Here is a 19,057-nt window from a genome sequence, read left to right on the forward strand (position 1 = left end):
CACAAAATCTGTGGATAAAACTTTGGATAAGTTTATGATAACTGGACTTAAGCCAATTAAATCAATAGGCTGGGTTGTTTTGATTGAAATTTAAGCAGCTCAATTGCGACCTCATCTAACTCACAAGAGTCAATCCGACACGCTAAACATATTTTGTAGAACGCTGTTGTTGAGAATTTGTTGCATCCCCCCAGAAAAACTCATTGCAGTCAGCAACACAGTTCCTGTTTATGTTGACTTTGACTTAAAAGGCTATACAAAAAACGCATCCAATAACGGCGCAGAAGTTGAACGTGAATACCAGAAATCAAAGGAAAAAATTAGTAGCATCACACCCATTCCTCAAGCTTATTGGCTAAACCGTCAGCGTCAAGCCTTACTGGAGCTAAAGGATAGGCATAAGTTATCATTGGCATTTCTAAAAGCCCATACCCATCCAGAAGTTTTATATGATGCGCCATATGCAAAGCAGTGCGCAATTTATATTGATGCTCTTAATTCCAATAACGAGTCTGAGCTTTTAGCTGCTTGGCAAGGGAAACACTAGACCCGCTCGCCTTCTCAATGAATATCAGGAAAAATTGGCGTCTAATGAGCGGTTGACCTATTCGCGTATAAATTTATTGAGTTTTGGTTGGCACAATTGTACTAACAATGAAATCAAACAAGTTGAACACGACGGCGTTGCCGACAAAAAATTTGAAAAATTATTTACCAAAGTTCATCAACAGTGCGATGAGCCTTAATTCATAGCTAAAAAATAGACCAAAGCCTTGCTGGGAGATTGTATCGTAACGCCAGATTTCAAAAGCTCAATCAACCGCCCAAATTTGCCTCCTTCTCGTTTGCCCATCATTTAAGCGCTTCAAGTCTATAAGTAATCATCTAAAATGCTCTATATAATGCATTGTGGATAATTTCAAAGGAGGGGTTTGATGAGGCGATTACGTCGATTCTTGGTTGGTTTGTCTTTACTGCTGCTGTTAATCATGGGTTGGCATTACGCACCGTGGTTAAAAGTGAAATTTGGCTTCGCACCCAGTGCACTACAAACAGTACTGGGGAAAATGCCAGAGGGGGGCTTTAGCCCCGCACAATTGGTTCAAAACGCGCGAGACCAAATCGGTGTGACGGTGCGTTATGATCCAGAATATACAGTGATTCCTTATCCAAATGGTGATGTGGCTCAGTTTAAAGGGGTTTGCACTGACGTGGTGATTCGGGCCATGCGTGGTCAAGGTGTAGATTTACAAAAGCTGGTACATGAAGATATGAGACAAAATTTCTCTCATTACCCAACGCGTTGGGGATTAAATCGAGCCGATGCGAATATTGACCACCGGCGGGTGTTGAACTTAGAGGTCTTTATGGCGCGGCGCGGCTTGAGTTTACCATTGTCAACGCGGCCAGCGGATTTTCAGGCGGGTGATTGGGTGACTTGGCGTGTGGGTGACAAAAACTTGCCGCATATTGGAATCGTTTCAGATAAAAAATCACGCGATGGCGTGCCTCTTATTATCCACAACATCGGTTTAGGGACTCAAGAAGAAGATGTTTTATTCTCTTATAAAATGGTGGGGCATTATCGTTGGTGATGATGGTTTTCAATAAATTGGATGATGAAATTGGCTGCGGCTTCAGGGCTCTCTTGAAGCAGGCCGTGCCCTCCGTCGAGCATTTGGGACGTGCTGTCTTTAATCATTCTCGCGAGAGTGCTTCCAGCGGTTTTTGATACCAAATAATCATGACGGCCTTGCAAAATAAGCGTCGGTGCGTTGATGCGAGGTAAAAAAGACCTGCTGTCCTCATGGATAACCGATTGCAACCGTTTTTTCATGATGCGTGTTGGGACACGTTCAAAGGCTTTGCCCAGTAATTCCATTAGTTGTTGCGACGAACGATAAAAAAGTAATTTGCCGAGCCAAGCACTCCAGCGGATGTGTAAATGCCAAAGCTGGGCGTAGATTGTGGGCGAAAGTGGTTGATAGAACCAATCCTTGCATAAAAGCCGCCCAAGAACAACATGGGCACCAGAGTGAAAAATGACAAAACACTAAGTCAAAAATCGCGTCGGCAAGCTGGTAAATCCAATTCGCTAAAAATATTTTGTAGAACTGTAACATTTTTTGTAGAACGGTTTTAAACATCTTCAACATCACCCCACAAAAACAAACCGCTTTACAATCCGCTGCAAAGCCTCTAAGATATTGACTTCACCAACCTGCGGGTGCTCAATGAGTTTCAAATTGGGCTGAGAAAACACCGCTTAAACCTGATTCAGGATAATCCCTGCGTAGGAAAGGACATCACATGACATCCCCTGCTATTTCCCCTTCACAAAACAAAACGAGTATTCTGCAACTGTTTCGTTCTATTACTTTACAAGAATGGATTACCGCTGCGGTGATTGCGGCCGCTTTGGGCGTTGCATACTGGGCTTGGACTTTGGTTTACGATTTCACTAAACCATTCTTAAAACCCCTCGGTCTGAAGTACCTCACTTCGGGGTTGTGGATTCTGGCTTCAGTTTTTTTATCGGATTTAATTCGTAAACCTAGTATTGCACTGTTTGCGTCTATCATCGCTGCTTTTGTTGAAGCACTCATCACTCAATGGGGCATGTCGGCGGTGATTTACGGTGTCGTTCAAGGTGTCGGTGCTGAGTTGGTCTTTTTAATTTTCGCCTATAAAGTGTGGAACTTGTCCGTGCTGTCATTGGCAGCCGCCGTCTCTGCTTTTTTCAGCTACAGCTACGATTATTTAATCAATCAGTATTCAAGTTTATCTATCGGATTAAATTTTATCCAAGTCATGTCGTTTATGATCTCAGCCGTTGTATTAGGGGCTTTTTTGAGTCGTTATTTATCAAATCGTTTGCTCAAAACGGGGCTGCTGGATAACTTCCTTATCGCTAAACAAGCCAATTGATGACCTTACAGCTTTCCCCCTTCGATTTCACTTACGCCCGCAGCTCTGCGGGCGTATCTCTTTCGCATCCATTGCTCTTCAAACCGCGCCAAGTCATTTGGTTGGTCGGTGCGAGTGGCAGTGGTAAGTCGACTTTTTTGCATTTACTCAAGGGGTTTTATCCCGAGTTTTTGTCTGGTCGCATCACAGGAAACGAGCCTGCAGTATTTAAACATGCAATGTTTATGGCGCAAAACCCCGCCTCACAAATTGTGCATGAGCGCGTTGGTGAAGAATTTTTTTTCACCCTCGAAAACAATCAAGATGCGGTCGAGAAGATGCACCATACTCGCCATTGGTTGGCACAGTTTGGTTTATCCGAGCATGAATTTTCGCCCACATCGCAGTTGTCTCACGGGCTGGCACAGCGCTTATTGTTGGCCTCTCAACTGGCGGCTCAACCTGAATGGCTGTTATTGGACGAACCCACGGCCTTTCTGAATCCTAAAATCCGTGATGAGTTTTATCTCACGCTCAAAGCCTTGAAAAACACCGTTGGCATCGTCTTAATCGACCATCATCCGCACGCAGCCGATTTTGCGGACATATGCTGGTATATCGATGCGCAAGGTCGGTTAAGCGAAATGTCGGTGGCGAATTATTTATCTTTACAACAAGACGAGTTGAATCAAGAAACACAAAAACTCAATTCATCTTGGCCTCTCAATAAAATAACACCGACTTTTACCCTTAGGGGCAAGCATCTCAAAATCGGCTATAAAAACAAGCCGTTATTCTCTGCTGATTTTACTTTGAGCAACGGCGAATGTGCAGTGCTCATGGGCGAGAATGGCACGGGCAAATCTACCCTGTTCAACACTTTAGCGAATATGCACAAGCCACTTTCAGGGCAATTTGAACTAACCGTCAGTGGCGAGTTGCAAAAAAAACCCTCTGAACACATGGCTTATGTATTTCAGCATCCCGACAGTCATTTTTATTTCGATACCATCGCGGAGGACTTAACGCAATTCGGCATTAGTGAGCTTGAAACCACTTTGGCACAGATTGGCTTGCCTGATACCGCCCATCGTTCACCACACCAGTTGTCTGAAGGGCAAAAACGACGCCTCACCCTACTTTATCCTTGCTTACAAGGTAAGCCTTTGATTTTATTGGATGAGCCCACCTTCGGACAAGATGCGGTCAACGCCTTGCGCATCACTCGATTGATACTTGACCTTAAACAGGCTGGACACGCCATCATTGTCATCACGCATGATGTGGATTTACAGCACGCCATCGCAGATTATGTGTGGACCATTGCCGCTGGAGAGTTGCGGGTGTCTGCCACTCAAGCCACACACTCATGAATAAAGCCCCTGCCCCCATCCTTGATAAACGTTTCCATGACCTGCATTTATGGTTTGTACTGTTTGCATTTTTTGTTGCGGTTGCACTGCCTTTTAAGTGGTACACCGTCATTGCATGGGCAGCGGTTATTTGTGTAACGGCTTTATTACAAGGTGTTCGCATCCAATTTGCTTTCAAAGCATTGTGTATCGCCTTTGGCTTGTCTATTTCAATTTGGCTGCTCAACGTTTTTTTTCACACCGAGGACAGCACTCAGACCGAGGCTTTGCAACAAGCGAACCAAATTGCCTTAAAAGTCTGGGCCATGACTTGGGTCGCATTGCTCTCATCCAAGATGATTAATATGCGCGATGTCATCACGTGCCTACTACAAAAAGGCTGGTTGAGCATGCAAATTGCCTATGCCACAATGGTTGGCGTGGGCTCGATTGATTTGATGCGTGCAGAAGTACGTCGCATATCACTCAACGCACGGTTGCGCGGTTTAAATTGGCGACAACGGTTTTTACAATGGCTACCTCTACTGGTGTTTGCCCTTCGTCACGCGCAACGCGGAGCCATGAGCTTACGAGCACGCGGACTGAGCGACCGCAAAAGCTTTTATTATGATTATCAAGCAACTCGAACTCAACAATACAGAATGCTCATTCTTTGTACATTGTTTATCGCGGTCACCTTAGCATGCGAACTTTCAATGTGATTTTTGCATAGCATTACCAAAGTAAAAACCGCTTCATATCGAAGCGGTTTTTATTGGCTAAAAATTGTACAGTTTGCTCAATTAAGCACCAGGTTTCCAAGGGTTCGTCGTCATAAATTCAGAATACGATTTTTCAGCCAGACCAAACCATTGAGCCTCATTGTGACGAAACGCCAACCAGTTATCTAAAATTTTCTTAAAGTTGGCATTGCTCGCAGCCTCTTCAGCAAATACTTCTTTGGTCGCTTTAAATGCGGCTTCCATCACTTCCTTGGGGAAGGCTTGCAATTTAGCACCGTTATTAATCAAGTTTGCCAATGCACCTGGGTTTTTCGCGTCATATTTGGCTTGCATGTCTGTGTGAGCCTCCATGCTGGCGGCAGCAATGATGGCTTTATAATTATCTGAAAGCTTGGCGTACTCTTCCTGATTCACATAGAACGATAAACTCGCGCCACCTTCCCACCAGCCTGGATAATAATAATTGGGCGCAACTTTATAAAAGCCCAGTTTCTCATCGTCGTATGGCCCTACCCACTCCGCACCATCAATCGTGCCTTTTTCCAATGCGGTGTAAATTTCACCACCTGGAATTTGTTGTGGCACCACGCCCATTTTGGCCATGACTTTACCTGCAAATCCGCCTATACGAAGTTTCAAGCCTTTGAGGTCCTCAACGGTTTTAATTTCTTTTTTGTACCAACCGCCCATTTGCGTACCCGTATTGCCACCCAAGAAATTAACCACGTTATACTGCTTGAAAAAATCGCGCATCAATTCCATGCCACCGCCATGCAACATCCAAGCGGTATGTTGACGCGAGGTCATGCCAAAAGGGACGGCTGTATCAAATGCAAACGTAGCGTCCTTACCAAAGAAATAATACGACGCCGTGTGACCAATTTGTACGGTCTTATTTTGAACCGCATTGAGCACCTCAGGGCCTGGGACAATTTCGCCCGCAGCTTTTACGTTGATAATAAAATTACCATTGGACAACTCTGCTACACGTTTAGCAAAAACATCCGCAGCACCAAAAATCGTATCTAAATTTTTAGGAAAACTCGAAGCCAAAGTCCATTCAACTTTACCGCCTGCCCCCCCTGCTGCCACTTTGTCTACAGCTGCGGTACATGCAGCCAAGGCACTCGTACCTGCCACCACACCTGCTTTTTTTAAAAACGAACGACGTTCCATGACTTCTCCTCACTAATTAAAATTGTATTTTTTTGGCACTGTTCTGCCTTTTTACTCAACCAGAAGTTGACGAAAAGCATTGTGCCACATCAACTTTAAAAAAGGAATGACAAAAACTATTTCTCTTTAACCTGCGATGGTCATTGCGTCAATTAAAATCGAACCCGTTTGCTTTGTACCGCGTACCAACTCATCCGCCCCTATTGCAACAATGCCTTTAAACATGTCTTTTAAGTTACCTGCAATGGTGATTTCTTGCACGGGATAGGCAATCACGCCCCCTTCGACCCAAAAGCCGCACACACCACGCGAATAATCGCCCGTGACATAGTTGACACCCGAACCAAGCAACTCGGTCACAAACAACCCAGTGCCCATTTTGGCCAACATTGCCGCCAAATCATCCTTCGCGCGCGTTTTCCGACTGGACAAACGTAAATTATGCGAACCGCTGGCATTGCCCGTTGGGGTCATGTTCAGCTTGCGTGCGGTGTACATGGAGAGCAAATAACCTTGCAACACCCCTTTGTCAACCAACATGCGCCGCTGTGTCGCCACACCTTCATCGTCAAAATAGCTACTGCCCATGCCCTGTGGCACAAATGGGTCATCCAGCACATCAATGTGCTTGGGGAAAATTCGCTTGCCTAAGCCATCCAACAAAAAACTGGTTTTACGATACAAAGCACCGCCACTGATGGCTTGAGCCAAATTACCGACTAAACCACACGCCAACGGCGCATCAAATAAAACAGGACAAGTTCGGCTGCTGATTTTTTTAGCCCCCAAGCGTGAAGCCGCTCGAGCCGCCGCATACGCGCCAACCGCTTCAGGCGAGGACAACTTTTCAGGCACGCGATTGGAGGTAAACCACGCATCACGCTCCATAAAACGACCTTTTTGCGCAATGGGCATCGCGCCCATGCTGTGGCGCGAGTACGCGAATCCACCCATAAAACCATTGGTCGCCGCCGCCACAAAATGACCTTGGCTGGTGTTCACACTTGCGCCTTCTGTATTTTTTATCAACTTGGACTCTGCAAAAGCCGCACGTTCTGCGCGTTGCGCCAACGCAATCGCATCCGCAGTGGATACATCCCAAGGATGAAACAAATCCAAATCTTGCTTGGCCACTTGTTTAGCCACCAAATATTTTTTCGCTGGCAATCCTGCAAAAGCATCTTCAGCCGTATATTTGGCAATGTCAAAAGCCGCACTCACCGCACTGACAACAGCATTATCCGAAAAGTCCGAAGTGGATGAATGCCCTCGGCGCGAGCCTAAATACACCGTAATTCCTAGGCTTTTGTCACGATTGTGTTCGACCGTTTCCACCTCGCAATTGCGTGTACTGACCGACAAACCATTAGATTCAGACACCTCAACCGCCGCCGCTGTACCGCCCATTTTTTTCGCGCTGTCTAACGCCAGTTGAGCCAGTGTTTCAAGCTGCTTGTGTGTATAATCGAACTTTACCGACATGACTTTCCTTTAAAAAAGGCGACAAAAAATTTTTGTCGCAACTGTATGTATATTTTTTAATGTGTCCGTCATGATACCGCTTTTAAATTATTTTGACACGCGACAATGTCGCTCAATAACATGACCGAAACACACTACATCGTTGATGGCTCCCGCGAGCGTGATGGCATCAGCAAAACCGCACGCAAAGCCGAAATGTTGGCACTACAAAAAATTGGCGAGGCCTTGACCGACCTCTCTAAAGACCAGCTTGCACAAGTGCCCATGTCTGACAAACTACGCGAAGCCATTAAAGAATACAAGCGTCTAAACTCTCATGGTGCCTGCCGCCGCCAAATGCAATACATCGGCAAAGTCATGCGCGATGAGGATGTTGAGCCGATTCAAGCCAAGCTCGACCAGTTCAACGGCGTCAATGCCGAAGCCACGGCTAAATTACATCGCATTGAACGCTTACGCCTGCAAATTATAGAAAAAAACGAGGCTTTAACTCGCTTTTTCAGCGACTACCCCCACGCAGATGTTCAACACATCCGCGCCTTGGTGCGTAACGCCCGCAAAGAAGCTGAGTTGCAAAAACCGCCCAAATCTTTCCGAGAGTTATTTCAGGTGATTAAAGAAGTACTGGAAGGCAAAGCCATGGCGGCAAGTGCCGATAACACCGAACTAGATAACGAAGATTCGGACGAGCTATAAATACAAAAAAGCGAGCTTCACAAGCTCGCTTTTTTTGGGGTTAGGTTCGTTAAGTGTGTGTGCTTGTTCGCATCGCAGCCATCATGCCTTGATGTAATTCATGAGGACGCTTCAATACACCGCCAAAATTTAAAAAGCCGTGAATGACACCATCGTACTGAACCAACTCAGCGGGAGTACCCGCTGCATTGAGTTTATCCGCATACAAACGACCATCATCAGCTAACGGGTCATATTCTGCAATGGCAATCCATGCGGGTGCTAAATCCGCATGATTCTCGGCATAAAGAGGCGCAAAACGAAAGTCTCTGCGGTCATCTTCGCTGTTGAGATATTGCTCAAAGAACCAATCAATGACACGCTGAGTCAATCGAAAGCCGACACCAAATCGCTTGTAAGCCGCTGTTTCGCCAAAACCGCATGTTCCTGGATAAATCAACAATTGCAATACAGGCTGCGGTAAACCCGCATCTCGCGCCTGCAAGCAAGTCACCGCGCTTAAGGTACCACCCGCGCTGTCACCGCCGATAATGATGCGCTGTGCATCTAAGGCGTAATCCGATGCATGGGTCAGTAGCCATTGATAAGCGGCAAACGCATCCATCGCCGCCGTTGGAAATTTATGCTCAGGCGCAAGACGATAATCCACAGACAACACCGCCATTTCGGCCCCCGCACACAATGTGCGACAGACTGCATCATAGCTATCTAAAGAACCAATGGTAAATCCTCCGCCATGAAACCACAACAATACGGGCATTGGCTTCGCCCAAATCGGCTCGGAGGGCAAATATAATCGAGCATTCAACGTCGCCCCTTGCCAACCATCAACTTGAATCTCTTTGACTGCATGAACAGATTGGGGGCGCACATCTATGACGGGGAGATTGGTGTCTACAAATTGACGAGCAAGTATGGCGCCCATCTCGGGATACTCAGGTGCTTTGGCGCGTTCAAGGCGATTCAGCAGTTCAGCCATATCTAAATCGAGAGGCATATTCTTTCTTTCATAAATGAGTTAAAGCCAACCCAAACGTGAGTTTAAATTGAGTTTTTTCATATCAAATTTCTTAAAAACTGTACGGCATTATTACACAAAGCATCATTGGCTATGGCACAATGGACGCCGACTTTTTACTCTTTTTTGACCATGACGATCCCCTACCCTTCGCCGCCCACCGTTTTGTTTTGCTCCCAATGTGGCACCGCCACCGAGCAACGAATTCCACCAGATGATAGCCGTCTGCGTGCCGTCTGTCCTGTATGTCAACACATACATTATGACAATCCAAAAACCGTGGTCGGGACTATTCCTGTCTTAGGCGATAAAATTTTACTGTGCAAACGTGGAATTGAGCCAGGTTATGCGATGTGGACCTTGCCTGCGGGTTTCATGGAGTGTGGGGAGGGCTTGGCGCAAGGTGCGGCACGCGAGACTTTAGAAGAAGCCCTTGCAACTGTTGAAGTGATTGAGCCCGTGTATAGCTTGGTGGACATTCCGCACATTGGGCAAACTCATGTATTTTTCCGTGCCAACTTGCAAGAAGGCGATTTCGGTGCTGGACACGAGACCCTTGAAGTCGCGCTATTCGCTCTTGATGAAATTCCGTGGGATGACATTGCGTTCAATAGCGTGCGCATCACCTTACAAGCATTTTTGGCCGATGTCGCACGCGGGGAGTTTGTGACCCGCCACCATGTGCGCACTTTAGATAGCATGTAACGACGAGATGACCATGCCTGCCATGATACCGTTTATACGCTCACCGAATGATTTACCTGACCACAGCGCGATTTTAAACGGCGCGCCCAATGTGCACGATATTTTCGCTGTCAGCACCTGCATCAGTGCGGAGTGGGTCAATGTCGCTTATCAAAGTGGTTTATTTCCTTGGTACAGCAGTGGCGAACCCGTTCTATGGCACAGCCCAAACCCACGAATGGTGCTGCAACTCAAGGACTTTAAATACTCCATTTCGTTAAAAAAACGCCTAAAACAGTGGGCTCGTCAATCGAACTTGGGCATGCGCGTCACCATCAACCGCGCTTTCGAGGCTGTTATTACAGCATGCGCTGAAACTGCGCGTTTGGGACAAGAGGGCACGTGGATTACACCCGAGCTGGCGCAAGCCTATATTGATTTACACCACCAAAAACAGGCAGTCAGCATTGAAGTGTGGCAACACGATACGCTGGTTGCGGGATTGTACGGCGTATTGCTTGGGCGCATGTTTTTTGGCGAGTCGATGTTTACCCATATAACCGATGGCTCTAAAGTCGCCTTGGCATGTTGGGTTGAATATTTGCAACAAGCGGGATTTGAGATGATGGATTGTCAACAACAAACCGAACACCTCACACGATTGGGAGGCGCTCCAATTTCGCGCGCGCTGTTCTTTGAACGCTCCGCGCAACTGATGCAAGCCGCCTCCCCCGACTGGGAGACCATGAGCGCACACACCAATTTACTGAGCTTTTATCAACATTAATACACAACAAGCATCAATAAACATCGATAGAATTAACGGGTACATTTTGAACACCAACGACCACCAATATTTTTCTCAAATACAACTTTATGAAACGGATGAATATCCTTGCAGTTATTTGCCTGAGCGTTTTGCGCGCTCACAAGTAGTCGCATCGGCCAACACTGTTAACGCACACAATTATCAATCTTTACTCGACCAAGGCTTTAGACGCAGTGGTTTATTTGTGTATCGTTCCAAGTGTAAGGACTGCAACGCCTGTCAATCTTTACGCATCCCTGTAGAGCAATTTGCCCCTAACCGCAGCCAACGCCGAGCAAAGAAACAATGGGCTAAACTCATCACTGATGTACACGAGTTGAAGTTTTCACGTGAACACTTCGATTTGTATCAACGCTACCAACACGACCGTCACTCTGAACCGCATCAGATAACGCAAAATAACGAAGAGCAATACCAAGAGTTTTTATTGAAGAGCCAAGTCAACAGTGTCTTGGTTGAGTTTCGCGACCCTGAAGCAAATCATCGGTTGGTGATGGTCAGTGCGATTGACCGAACCGCTTCTGCGTTATCTGCCGTGTATACGTTTTTTGAAACAGACCCAACATATAGCGGGCTCGGCACGTTTAATGTGTTATGGCAAATTGATTGGGCAAAGCGTCTGGGCTTGAGTTACCTGTATTTGGGCTATTGGATTGAGGACTCACAAAAAATGGCCTATAAATCAAAATTTGCACCGTCAGAAATTTTATATTCAGGAGACTGGCGACCTTTGCAGCCTCTAACGCCTTTGTAAATCCGATGCCTTTATAAAAAAACCACCTCAAACGGTGGTTTTTTATACATTCAAAGATCAAGACGTCAAGGATTCACATTTTTATTAATATACGCTTTGACTAAATCCACATTCGCGGTCATGCTTTCGAAGCGTTGCGGACGTTTTTCAATATCAACATATGCATCTGGACGCGGCGTCGGCAAGTTCAAAGCCTCATGAATGGTTTGCTCAAACTTGGCCGCCTGTGCCGTTTCAAGCACCACCATGGGCATGCCTTTCTCTAAATACTGGAATGCAACATACACACCATCGGCAGTGTGTGGGTCAATGATTTGTTTGTAATCCTTAAAGACTTCTCGAATGGCTTGTAAGCGTTGTTTATGCGTGCTTCTACCCGAGACAAAACCATATTTTTCTTCAATACTGACGAACTCTGGAGTTGCCGAAATATCAAAAAAGCCTTCTTGTTCAACTTGCTTAAATAACGCAGCTGTTTTAACAGCATCACGCCCCATTAAATCAAAGATGAAACGTTCAAAGTTGGAGGCCTTTGAAATATCCATTGACGGGCTGGATGTATGATGGGTGTTTTCTGAGGTACGAACTCGATACACGCCTGTTTTAAAAAACTCATCCAAGACATTATTCTCATTAGTGGCGACCACCAGTTTGTGAATCGGCAACCCCATTTGACGAGCAATATGACCCGCGCACACATTACCAAAATTACCCGATGGTACGGTGAATGACACTTTTTCGTCATTACTCTTTGTCGCGGCAAAATAACCTTTGAAATAATAAACCACCTGTGCAATCACGCGCGCCCAGTTGATTGAATTAACAGTGCCAATGCTATGTGCCGCTTTAAAGGCATGGTCATTCGATACGGCTTTAACAATGTCTTGGCAATCATCAAACACACCTTCGATGGCGATATTAAAAATATTGTCGTCCATCAACGAAAACATTTGTGCCGTTTGAAAAGCACTCATTTTGCCTTTGGGAGAAAGCATGAATACGTTGATGCCTTTTTTACCACGCATCGCATATTCGGCAGCACTTCCCGTATCACCCGATGTCGCACCCAAAATATTTAAACGCTGTCCACGTCGCTTGAGCACATATTCAAATAGTTGACCCAGCAGTTGCATCGCCATGTCTTTAAAAGCCAAAGTTGGACCATTCGACAAAGACAGTAAAGACAATGGCGCGCCTTTTTCTACACCAAGCTTGGTTAAAGGCGTGATGTCCTCAATCCATTGTCCAGCGCGCACATGAGCAAAAGCCTGTGGCGAATATGTCGATGAGACTAACGGCGCCAGCTCTTCAGGCAAAATATCCGTACAGTATTTACTCAACACCGCAAAAGCCAACTCCGCATACGATAAATGACGCCATGCAGCCAGCTCGGTCGCAGAGACTTGCGGGTACACTTCTGGCAAGTACAAACCACCGTCAGGCGCCAATCCGCCTAGCAAAATATCACAAAACTGCTCGTTGGCGGCATGACCGCGTGTTGAAATATATTTCATGGACTATCCAAAGATAAAAAATTAGAAATGAGGTGGCGTTCAATCTCGTTATTATAAACAAAAGGGGCGCATAAACCTACGCAAACCTGTGCAAAACTAAGTTGAATAAAGCAAAGATTTATACTTGCCAATCAATCGGCGTTTTATTTTGAGCCTGTAACAACTGATTCGTCAGTATAAAATGATTACAGCCTAAAAAACCATTGCCCGCCAACGGCGATGGATGAACAGCGGTTAAAACATGATGGCGGGAAGCGTCCACTCGTTCTGCTTTTTTCTTAGCAAAATTACCCCATAACAAAAACACAACGCCTTCACATTGATGAGACACCACGTCAATGACCGCATCGGTAAAATCTTGCCAACCAATTGCGGCATGACTGCCCGCTTTATCACGCTCTACCGTCAAAGAGGCATTCAACATCAACACGCCCTGTGCCGCCCATTTTGACAAATCCCCATGTTTAGGCACAACGAAGCCGTCCACTGTTGCAGCAAGTTCTTTATAAACGTTCCTCAGTGAGGCTGGAATTTTAACTTCAGGTGGAACACTAAAAGACAGCCCCATCGCCTGCCCAGGCTGATGATAAGGGTCTTGTCCCAAAATCACCACCTTAACCTCTGATAACGGCGTCGAATTAAACGCATTAAAAATTAAGCCACCACGTGGATACACATCACGCCCTTCTTCACGGGCTTGTAATAAAGCCGTCTTAATTTTTGCAAAATATGTTTTTTTAAACTCCTCCGCCAACGCTTCTTTCCAACTTGATTCAATTTTGACGTCCATATCCTCTCCAAAATATAAAACGCTCATAGACCACTGGTTTAACTTGCACATTCGATGCCATCATTTCAACCAACTGAAAAAACCTGCGCCATCAAACAAAAAGGCGGTAAAGGCCGCCTTTTTGATGAGTGTTCGCGCACGATTACAAATGAACTAAAGTACCTTCATCTGAGCCTTGAACAATCCGTTTCAATGCACCTTCTTTAACAATAGAAAAAACACGAATGGGCATTTTTTGGTCGCGGCACAAAGCAAAAGCAGTCGCATCCATGACCTTTAAGTCTTTGCTAATCGCTTCGTCGAAACTAACGGTCGTATAACGTGTCGCATTGACATCTTTTTTGGGGTCTGCGCTATAAATGCCATCGACCTTAGTCGCTTTAAGCACCACTTCTGCACCAATCTCCACCCCACGTAACGCGGCAGCCGTATCGGTCGTAAAAAATGGGTTGCCCGTGCCTGCGGCAAAAATAACAATTTTGCCTTCCTCAAGGTGACGCATCGCGCGTGGCCGAATATACGGCTCAACAACTTGGTCGATGCGTAAAGCAGATTGAACGCGTGCTTCAACCCCCGCCTGTTTCATTGCATCTTGTAATGCCAAGGCATTCATAATCGTCGCCATCATGCCCATATAATCAGCCGTTGCACGATCCATGCCCGCCGCACCGCCCGTCATTCCACGAAAAATATTACCACCGCCAATTACAATCGCAATTTGCACACCCATGTCCGCAATTTCTTTAATCTCAGCCACCATGCGTTCAATGGTTTTGGGATTGATACCAAAAGCATCATCCCCCATTAACGCCTCACCTGACAATTTTAGCAACACGCGTTTATAAGCGGCCATATTCATCTCCTTGATATCTAAAATAAAATTAAAAAAGGACGAAGCATCTCTTTAAAGCCAATGGGTTTTTAGGATACACCCCTTTGGGTATTAACTCACATCCTTTGCGACAGAATGTTGCCTAAAAAACGCATATGACCTATTGGGACTCCAGTCGTTATTATTAAAAATTTCTCATCCACAACATGTGTAACAAAACACTTTTAAAAATAACTCTCAAATTTTAAGCAAAATAAAAGCGGGCATCGCCCGCTTTTATTCAAAAACGATTAAGCTTTTGCAGCAGCGACTTGTGCCGCCACTTCTGCAGCAAAGTCATCGACTTTTTTCTCAATGCCTTCACCTACGATGAACATCGTAAAGCCTGCAACTTCTGTCGCTTTTGATTTCAACATTGCCGCTACAGTTTCTTTATCATTTTTCACGAAAGGTTGGTCAAACAAAGACACTTCTTTCAAGAATTTTTGAACAGAACCTTCAACCATTTTCGCTGCGATATCAGCTGGTTTACCTGATTCAGCTGCTTTTTCAGCTGCAACTTTGCGTTCAGTTTCAATCAATTTGGCAGGTACATCTGCTGCCGATAAGGCAACAGGTTTCATCGCAGCAATGTGCATCGCCACATCTTTAGCGGCAACTTCATCACCTTTGTATTGCACCACAACACCGATTTTTGCACCGTGCAAATACGATACCAAGCTATTGTCACTGTCAAAACGAACAAAACGACGAATCGTCATGTTTTCGCCAATTTTACCAATCAAATCAGCGCGTGTTTGTTCAACTGTTTTACCATCCAAGTCTAAAGCAGATAAGGCTTCGACATCAGCAGGGTTATGTTCTGCGACCAATTTAGCGCAACCATTTGCCAACGCCAAAAACTCATCATTTTTAGCGACGAAGTCAGTCTCAGAGTTCACCTCGACCATTGCGCCTTTTGTGCCATTGGTATAAACCACGACCACACCTTCAGCAGCAATACGTGATGACGCTTTGCCTGCTTTGCTACCCAATTTCACACGTAAAATTTCTTCCGCACGTTCCATATTGCCTTCGGCTTCGACCAAGGCTTTTTTGCATTCCATCATCGGCGCATCAGTTTTACCACGTAACTCTGACACCATGCCTGCAGTGATTGCTGTCATTTTCAACTCCATTCGTTTATCAAAAAATCAATTTAGATTCTTTGAGTTCAATTGCGGTGATTTAACTTCAACATCAAATCACCTTTTTTGTATTCTCTTGAAAAAGGGGCACTGACTGCCCCTTTTTTAAACCATCATCTATCGATGATTAAGCATCCGTAGATTCGTCAGCCAATTCTTCAACAAACTCTTCTGGTTCAGCTGCTTCTTTAGCCGCTTCAACCACTTCGTTCAAAGCATTCGCACGACCTTCGAGAATCGCATCGGCCATACCACGAGCGTACAAACGAACCGCGCGTGCTGAGTCGTCGTTACCTGGAATAACGAAGTCCACACCTTTAGGGTCATGGTTGGTATCAACAACTGAAATCACTGGGATACCCAAGTTTTTCGCTTCAAGCAAAGCACCTTTGTGATAACCGATGTCAACGATGAAAATGGCATCAGGAACACCCGCCATATCTTTGATACCGCCGATAGACTTTTGCAATTTATCCAATTCACGTTTGAACAACAACGCTTCTTTTTTAATCATTTTGTCTGCTTCACCAGACTCAATTGCGGCTTCCATGTCTTTCAAACGTTTGATAGAGGTTTTGACCGTTTTGAAGTTGGTCAAAGTACCACCCAACCAGCGTTGGTTAACGTATGGCATACCCGCACGCGTTGCCTCTTCGGCCATGATATCTCGTGCTTGGCGTTTAGTACCAACAAACAAAATCGTGCCACGACGTGCTGCGATTTTTTTAACCACTTCAGCAGCCTCGTTGTACATCACAACAGTTTTTTCGAGGTTAATGATATGGATTTTGTTGCGATGACCGTAAATAAACGGTGCCATTTTTGGATTCCAAAAACGGGTTTGGTGACCAAAGTGGCAACCCGCCTCGAGCATTTCACGCATAGTGACTAACATAATTTACCTTTAATTCTTAAAAGGGTTGATTTCTAACATTGGTAAGCACTGTCGTTTTAAGCGAGATGAATGAAGCGATTTGCTCCGCCATGTTGATTTTGATATTCGTTGACCTGATTTTCACAAATCCACTTTACACAAGCATCTAACACGTCCACCATCGTTTCGCCCTCAACACCCTTATGGCTACCAATGCGGTATTTGTCCCAAAACAAACAAGAGACAGCCTCTTATTATATAAGAGATATCAACCGATGTAAAGCCAACCACATCTTTACTGTTTTTTCTTTATTGATGCCCCTCTTCTTAGCCATGTTGAATGCTGAGGCGCCATTTTTTATCCAGAGTCCCTCTTAAAACTCACTCAACAATCTGTAAGCCCGTTTTAATGACCTGTACGCAAGCGTTTTGCCCCATTGCGTATGCCAAATCGGCAGGACGGTCGATGTCCCAAAAAGTAAAATCTGCCGCTTTTCCAACCTCCAATGAGCCGACTTGATCTTGCATGCCCAGGGCTTTAGCGGCATTGATGGTGACACCCGCTAAAGCCTCTTGCGGTGTCAATTTGAACAATGTGCATGCCATATTCATCGCCAATAGAATTGAAGTCATGGGCGATGTACCAGGATTGCAGTCGGTCGCTACGGCGATGGATACGCCTGCATCGCGCAAGGCTTGGATAGGAGGCAGTTGTGTTTCCCGCAAGAAGTAATACGCCCCTGGCAAAAGCACCGCTGTCACGTCCTGCTCTGCCATCGCACGGATGCCATCATCGCTCAGGTATTCCAAGTGGTCGGCTGATAAGCCTTTATAACGCGCCACGAGAGCCGCGCCTTCTTGATTTGATAACTGCTCTGCATGCAACTTAACGGGTAAGCCCAATTGTGTTGCGGCTTTAAATACACGTTCAGTTTGCGCCGCTGAAAAGCCAATGCGCTCACAAAACGCATCCACTGCGTCCACTAAACCTTCGGCATGCAAAGCGGGGAGCATATCTTCACAAATAAAAGTGATGTAATCATCCGCGCGCCCCTTGTATTCGGGTGGTATGGCATGCGCGCCCAAAAAAGTGGTGCGTACATTGACTGGATAGTGGGCATCAATATGCCGAGCAACCCGAAGAATATTGGCTTCGGATTCAATCGTCAAACCGTAACCTGACTTGATTTCTAAGGTGGTCACGCCTTCGGCGAGTAGTCGTTTGATGCGTGGCAAAGAAGCATTGAGCAGCTCGTCAAAAGTTGCGTCTCGCGTGGCGTTGACTGTCGATAAAATGCCACCACCCGCTTGAGCAATGTCTTCGTATGACGCGCCATTCAAGCGTGCCTCAAATTCGTGGCTGCGATTGCCTGCATACACAATATGCGTGTGACAATCAATCAGACCCGGCGTGACCCACAGGCCTTTGCCATTCAGAATCTGTGCGCATTTGCGCTTGAGCTCAACGGTATCGGGCAAATCCGATTGAGCGCCTAACCATGCAATTTTTTTATCTTTTATCGCAATAGCGGCATCACGAATTTCGCCATAAGACTCGCCTTTCATCGTTGCCAAATGGACATTAAGCCATAAACAGTCCCACTCATGAGTTGGTATTAAAGGCATATAAAGCTCCTTTTTTTATTAAATAATTTGGCGTTGAAGACGAACAATATAAATATCTGAATCTGAACCTGAGCTGGTTTGTAATTGCAGTTCGAGCGCGGAGGACACAAGCAATTCACCCTTGAGCACGGTGTGCTGCGCCACCCCATCATCACACACCAACTCTCCCCCTCGAGCGTGATAAATGAGCAGCACATCGGCATGATTAAACACGTGACAACTGCCTTGAATACACTGTCTTTCCAGCGTATGCAACCAACGGTTGCGGCGAGTCATCACATTAAAATCCTCAACCGCACCATTTAACAATTGAGCATGAACCCTATCCTCGCCTGTAAACGAGTAAGGTGCAGAACAAGGCGTGAATGCAAACGGCGTTTGATGATTCACGGTCAACATCACACCCTCACCAGAGGTGATTAACAAAGAGCGGTCAACCCCGTGGTAAGATGAAAAACCACTATCGGTCTGAATGTGCGCACAACTGATGCGCCAATCTGTTGCTGCTCGTTCAAAACTGACCATTTAAAGGCATAAATTTGCGTTCAAAATTGACCAGGTAATCCAAGTATTCTGCTTATTTTATAAGCAGG

The 19,057-nt window shown here is 45.6% G+C and carries 20 protein-coding genes and 1 riboswitch; of the genes, 9 read left to right on the forward strand and 11 right to left on the reverse strand.

All coding sequences use genetic code 11. The features are described from left to right. Nucleotides 1-169 precede the first annotated feature (169 nt). Together DFR44_RS01865 and DFR44_RS01870 are read left to right on the forward strand one after the other, a co-directional pair. Nucleotides 170-547 (forward strand): hypothetical protein, encoded by a 378-nt coding sequence (locus DFR44_RS01865; RefSeq protein ID WP_133619010.1) that lies wholly within the window; start codon nt 170-172, stop codon nt 545-547. Between the two features lie 388 nt (nt 548-935). Next, nucleotides 936-1,595 (forward strand): DUF1287 domain-containing protein, encoded by a 660-nt coding sequence (locus tag DFR44_RS01870; protein ID WP_211336880.1) that lies wholly within the window; start codon nt 936-938, stop codon nt 1,593-1,595. On the opposite strand, the gene DFR44_RS01875 is transcribed toward DFR44_RS01870, so the two are convergent. Beyond that, nucleotides 1,583-1,882, reverse strand: coding sequence for an alpha/beta fold hydrolase (locus DFR44_RS01875; RefSeq protein ID WP_133619011.1), 300 nt, complete (start codon nt 1,880-1,882; stop codon nt 1,583-1,585). The two genes, DFR44_RS01870 and DFR44_RS01875, sit on opposite strands and share 13 nt — an antisense overlap. Nucleotides 1,883-2,213: 331 nt before the next feature. Then, nucleotides 2,214-2,317, forward strand: a riboswitch (TPP riboswitch). On the opposite strand from DFR44_RS01875, the gene DFR44_RS01880 reads away from it, so the two are divergent. The 3 genes from DFR44_RS01880 (at nt 2,311) to DFR44_RS01890 (ending at nt 4,981) form a co-directional block, all read left to right on the forward strand. Next, the gene (locus tag DFR44_RS01880) at nt 2,311-2,928 is read left to right on the forward strand and encodes an ECF transporter S component (RefSeq protein WP_133619012.1); all 618 of its coding nucleotides are present in this window, start codon (nt 2,311-2,313) and stop codon (nt 2,926-2,928) included. (Overlaps the previous riboswitch by 7 nt.) Beyond that, nucleotides 2,928-4,280, forward strand: a complete 1,353-nt coding sequence (locus DFR44_RS01885) for an ATP-binding cassette domain-containing protein (RefSeq protein ID WP_133619013.1) — start codon at nt 2,928-2,930, stop codon at nt 4,278-4,280. The genes DFR44_RS01880 and DFR44_RS01885 overlap by 1 nt, the downstream gene beginning before the upstream one ends. Further along, nucleotides 4,277-4,981, forward strand: a complete 705-nt coding sequence (locus DFR44_RS01890; RefSeq protein ID WP_133619014.1) for an energy-coupling factor transporter transmembrane component T family protein — start codon at nt 4,277-4,279, stop codon at nt 4,979-4,981. The genes DFR44_RS01885 and DFR44_RS01890 overlap by 4 nt, the downstream gene beginning before the upstream one ends. An 81-nt stretch (nt 4,982-5,062) precedes the next feature. Here DFR44_RS01890 and DFR44_RS01895 read toward each other — a convergent pair whose 3' ends face one another. Next, nucleotides 5,063-6,178, reverse strand: coding sequence for a TRAP transporter substrate-binding protein (locus tag DFR44_RS01895; RefSeq protein WP_133619015.1), 1,116 nt, complete (start codon nt 6,176-6,178; stop codon nt 5,063-5,065). A gap of 126 nt (nt 6,179-6,304) precedes the next feature. Beyond that, nucleotides 6,305-7,660: a metalloprotease PmbA gene (gene pmbA, locus DFR44_RS01900; protein ID WP_133619016.1), complete on the reverse strand. Its 1,356-nt coding sequence runs from the start codon at nt 7,658-7,660 to the stop codon at nt 6,305-6,307. Between the two features lie 105 nt (nt 7,661-7,765). On the opposite strand from pmbA, the gene yjgA reads away from it, so the two are divergent. After that, on the forward strand, nt 7,766-8,356 hold the full coding sequence (gene yjgA, locus DFR44_RS01905) for a ribosome biogenesis factor YjgA (RefSeq protein ID WP_246012021.1): 591 nt from the start codon (nt 7,766-7,768) through the stop codon (nt 8,354-8,356). Between the two features lie 49 nt (nt 8,357-8,405). Here the strand turns inward: yjgA and DFR44_RS01910 are convergent, their stop codons facing one another. Continuing rightward, on the reverse strand, nt 8,406-9,353 hold the full coding sequence (locus tag DFR44_RS01910; RefSeq protein ID WP_133619018.1) for an alpha/beta hydrolase: 948 nt from the start codon (nt 9,351-9,353) through the stop codon (nt 8,406-8,408). 114 nt (nt 9,354-9,467) lie between these two features. Between DFR44_RS01910 and DFR44_RS01915 the strand changes: the two genes are divergently transcribed. Genes DFR44_RS01915 through DFR44_RS01925 form a run of 3 tightly spaced genes read left to right on the forward strand, consistent with a single transcriptional unit; the run spans nt 9,468 to nt 11,641 of the window. Beyond that, nucleotides 9,468-10,079 (forward strand): NUDIX hydrolase, encoded by a 612-nt coding sequence (locus tag DFR44_RS01915; protein ID WP_425459556.1) that lies wholly within the window; start codon nt 9,468-9,470, stop codon nt 10,077-10,079. 13 nt (nt 10,080-10,092) lie between these two features. Further along, nucleotides 10,093-10,845, forward strand: coding sequence for a leucyl/phenylalanyl-tRNA--protein transferase (gene aat, locus DFR44_RS01920; RefSeq protein ID WP_162845118.1), 753 nt, complete (start codon nt 10,093-10,095; stop codon nt 10,843-10,845). A 46-nt stretch (nt 10,846-10,891) separates the two neighbouring features. Continuing rightward, nucleotides 10,892-11,641 (forward strand): arginyltransferase, encoded by a 750-nt coding sequence (locus DFR44_RS01925; RefSeq protein ID WP_133619020.1) that lies wholly within the window; start codon nt 10,892-10,894, stop codon nt 11,639-11,641. A 65-nt stretch (nt 11,642-11,706) separates the two neighbouring features. Here DFR44_RS01925 and thrC read toward each other — a convergent pair whose 3' ends face one another. From thrC to DFR44_RS01960, 7 genes are all read right to left on the reverse strand, one after another. Further along, the gene (thrC, locus tag DFR44_RS01930) at nt 11,707-13,155 is read right to left on the reverse strand and encodes a threonine synthase (RefSeq protein ID WP_133619021.1); all 1,449 of its coding nucleotides are present in this window, start codon (nt 13,153-13,155) and stop codon (nt 11,707-11,709) included. Between the two features lie 118 nt (nt 13,156-13,273). Continuing rightward, nucleotides 13,274-13,945, reverse strand: coding sequence for a uracil-DNA glycosylase (gene ung, locus DFR44_RS01935; RefSeq protein ID WP_133619022.1), 672 nt, complete (start codon nt 13,943-13,945; stop codon nt 13,274-13,276). Between the two features lie 142 nt (nt 13,946-14,087). Beyond that, nucleotides 14,088-14,798 carry a UMP kinase gene (pyrH, locus tag DFR44_RS01940; protein ID WP_133619023.1) on the reverse strand — a complete coding sequence of 237 codons (711 nt, stop codon included), beginning with the start codon at nt 14,796-14,798 and terminating at the stop codon, nt 14,088-14,090. Between the two features lie 269 nt (nt 14,799-15,067). Continuing rightward, on the reverse strand, nt 15,068-15,943 hold the full coding sequence (gene tsf, locus DFR44_RS01945; RefSeq protein WP_133619024.1) for a translation elongation factor Ts: 876 nt from the start codon (nt 15,941-15,943) through the stop codon (nt 15,068-15,070). A 148-nt stretch (nt 15,944-16,091) separates the two neighbouring features. Then, nucleotides 16,092-16,859: a 30S ribosomal protein S2 gene (rpsB, locus tag DFR44_RS01950; protein WP_133619025.1), complete on the reverse strand. Its 768-nt coding sequence runs from the start codon at nt 16,857-16,859 to the stop codon at nt 16,092-16,094. Between the two features lie 360 nt (nt 16,860-17,219). Next, nucleotides 17,220-18,464, reverse strand: coding sequence for an imidazolonepropionase (gene hutI, locus DFR44_RS01955; protein ID WP_133619026.1), 1,245 nt, complete (start codon nt 18,462-18,464; stop codon nt 17,220-17,222). Between the two features lie 18 nt (nt 18,465-18,482). After that, entirely contained in the window at nt 18,483-18,989 is a 507-nt protein-coding gene (locus DFR44_RS01960; protein ID WP_133619027.1) for a HutD/Ves family protein, read from the reverse strand. Nucleotides 18,990-19,057 lie beyond the last annotated feature (68 nt).

This window comes from Hydromonas duriensis, from assembly GCF_004363775.1.
Classification (GTDB): Bacteria; Pseudomonadota; Gammaproteobacteria; order Burkholderiales; family Burkholderiaceae; genus Hydromonas; species Hydromonas duriensis.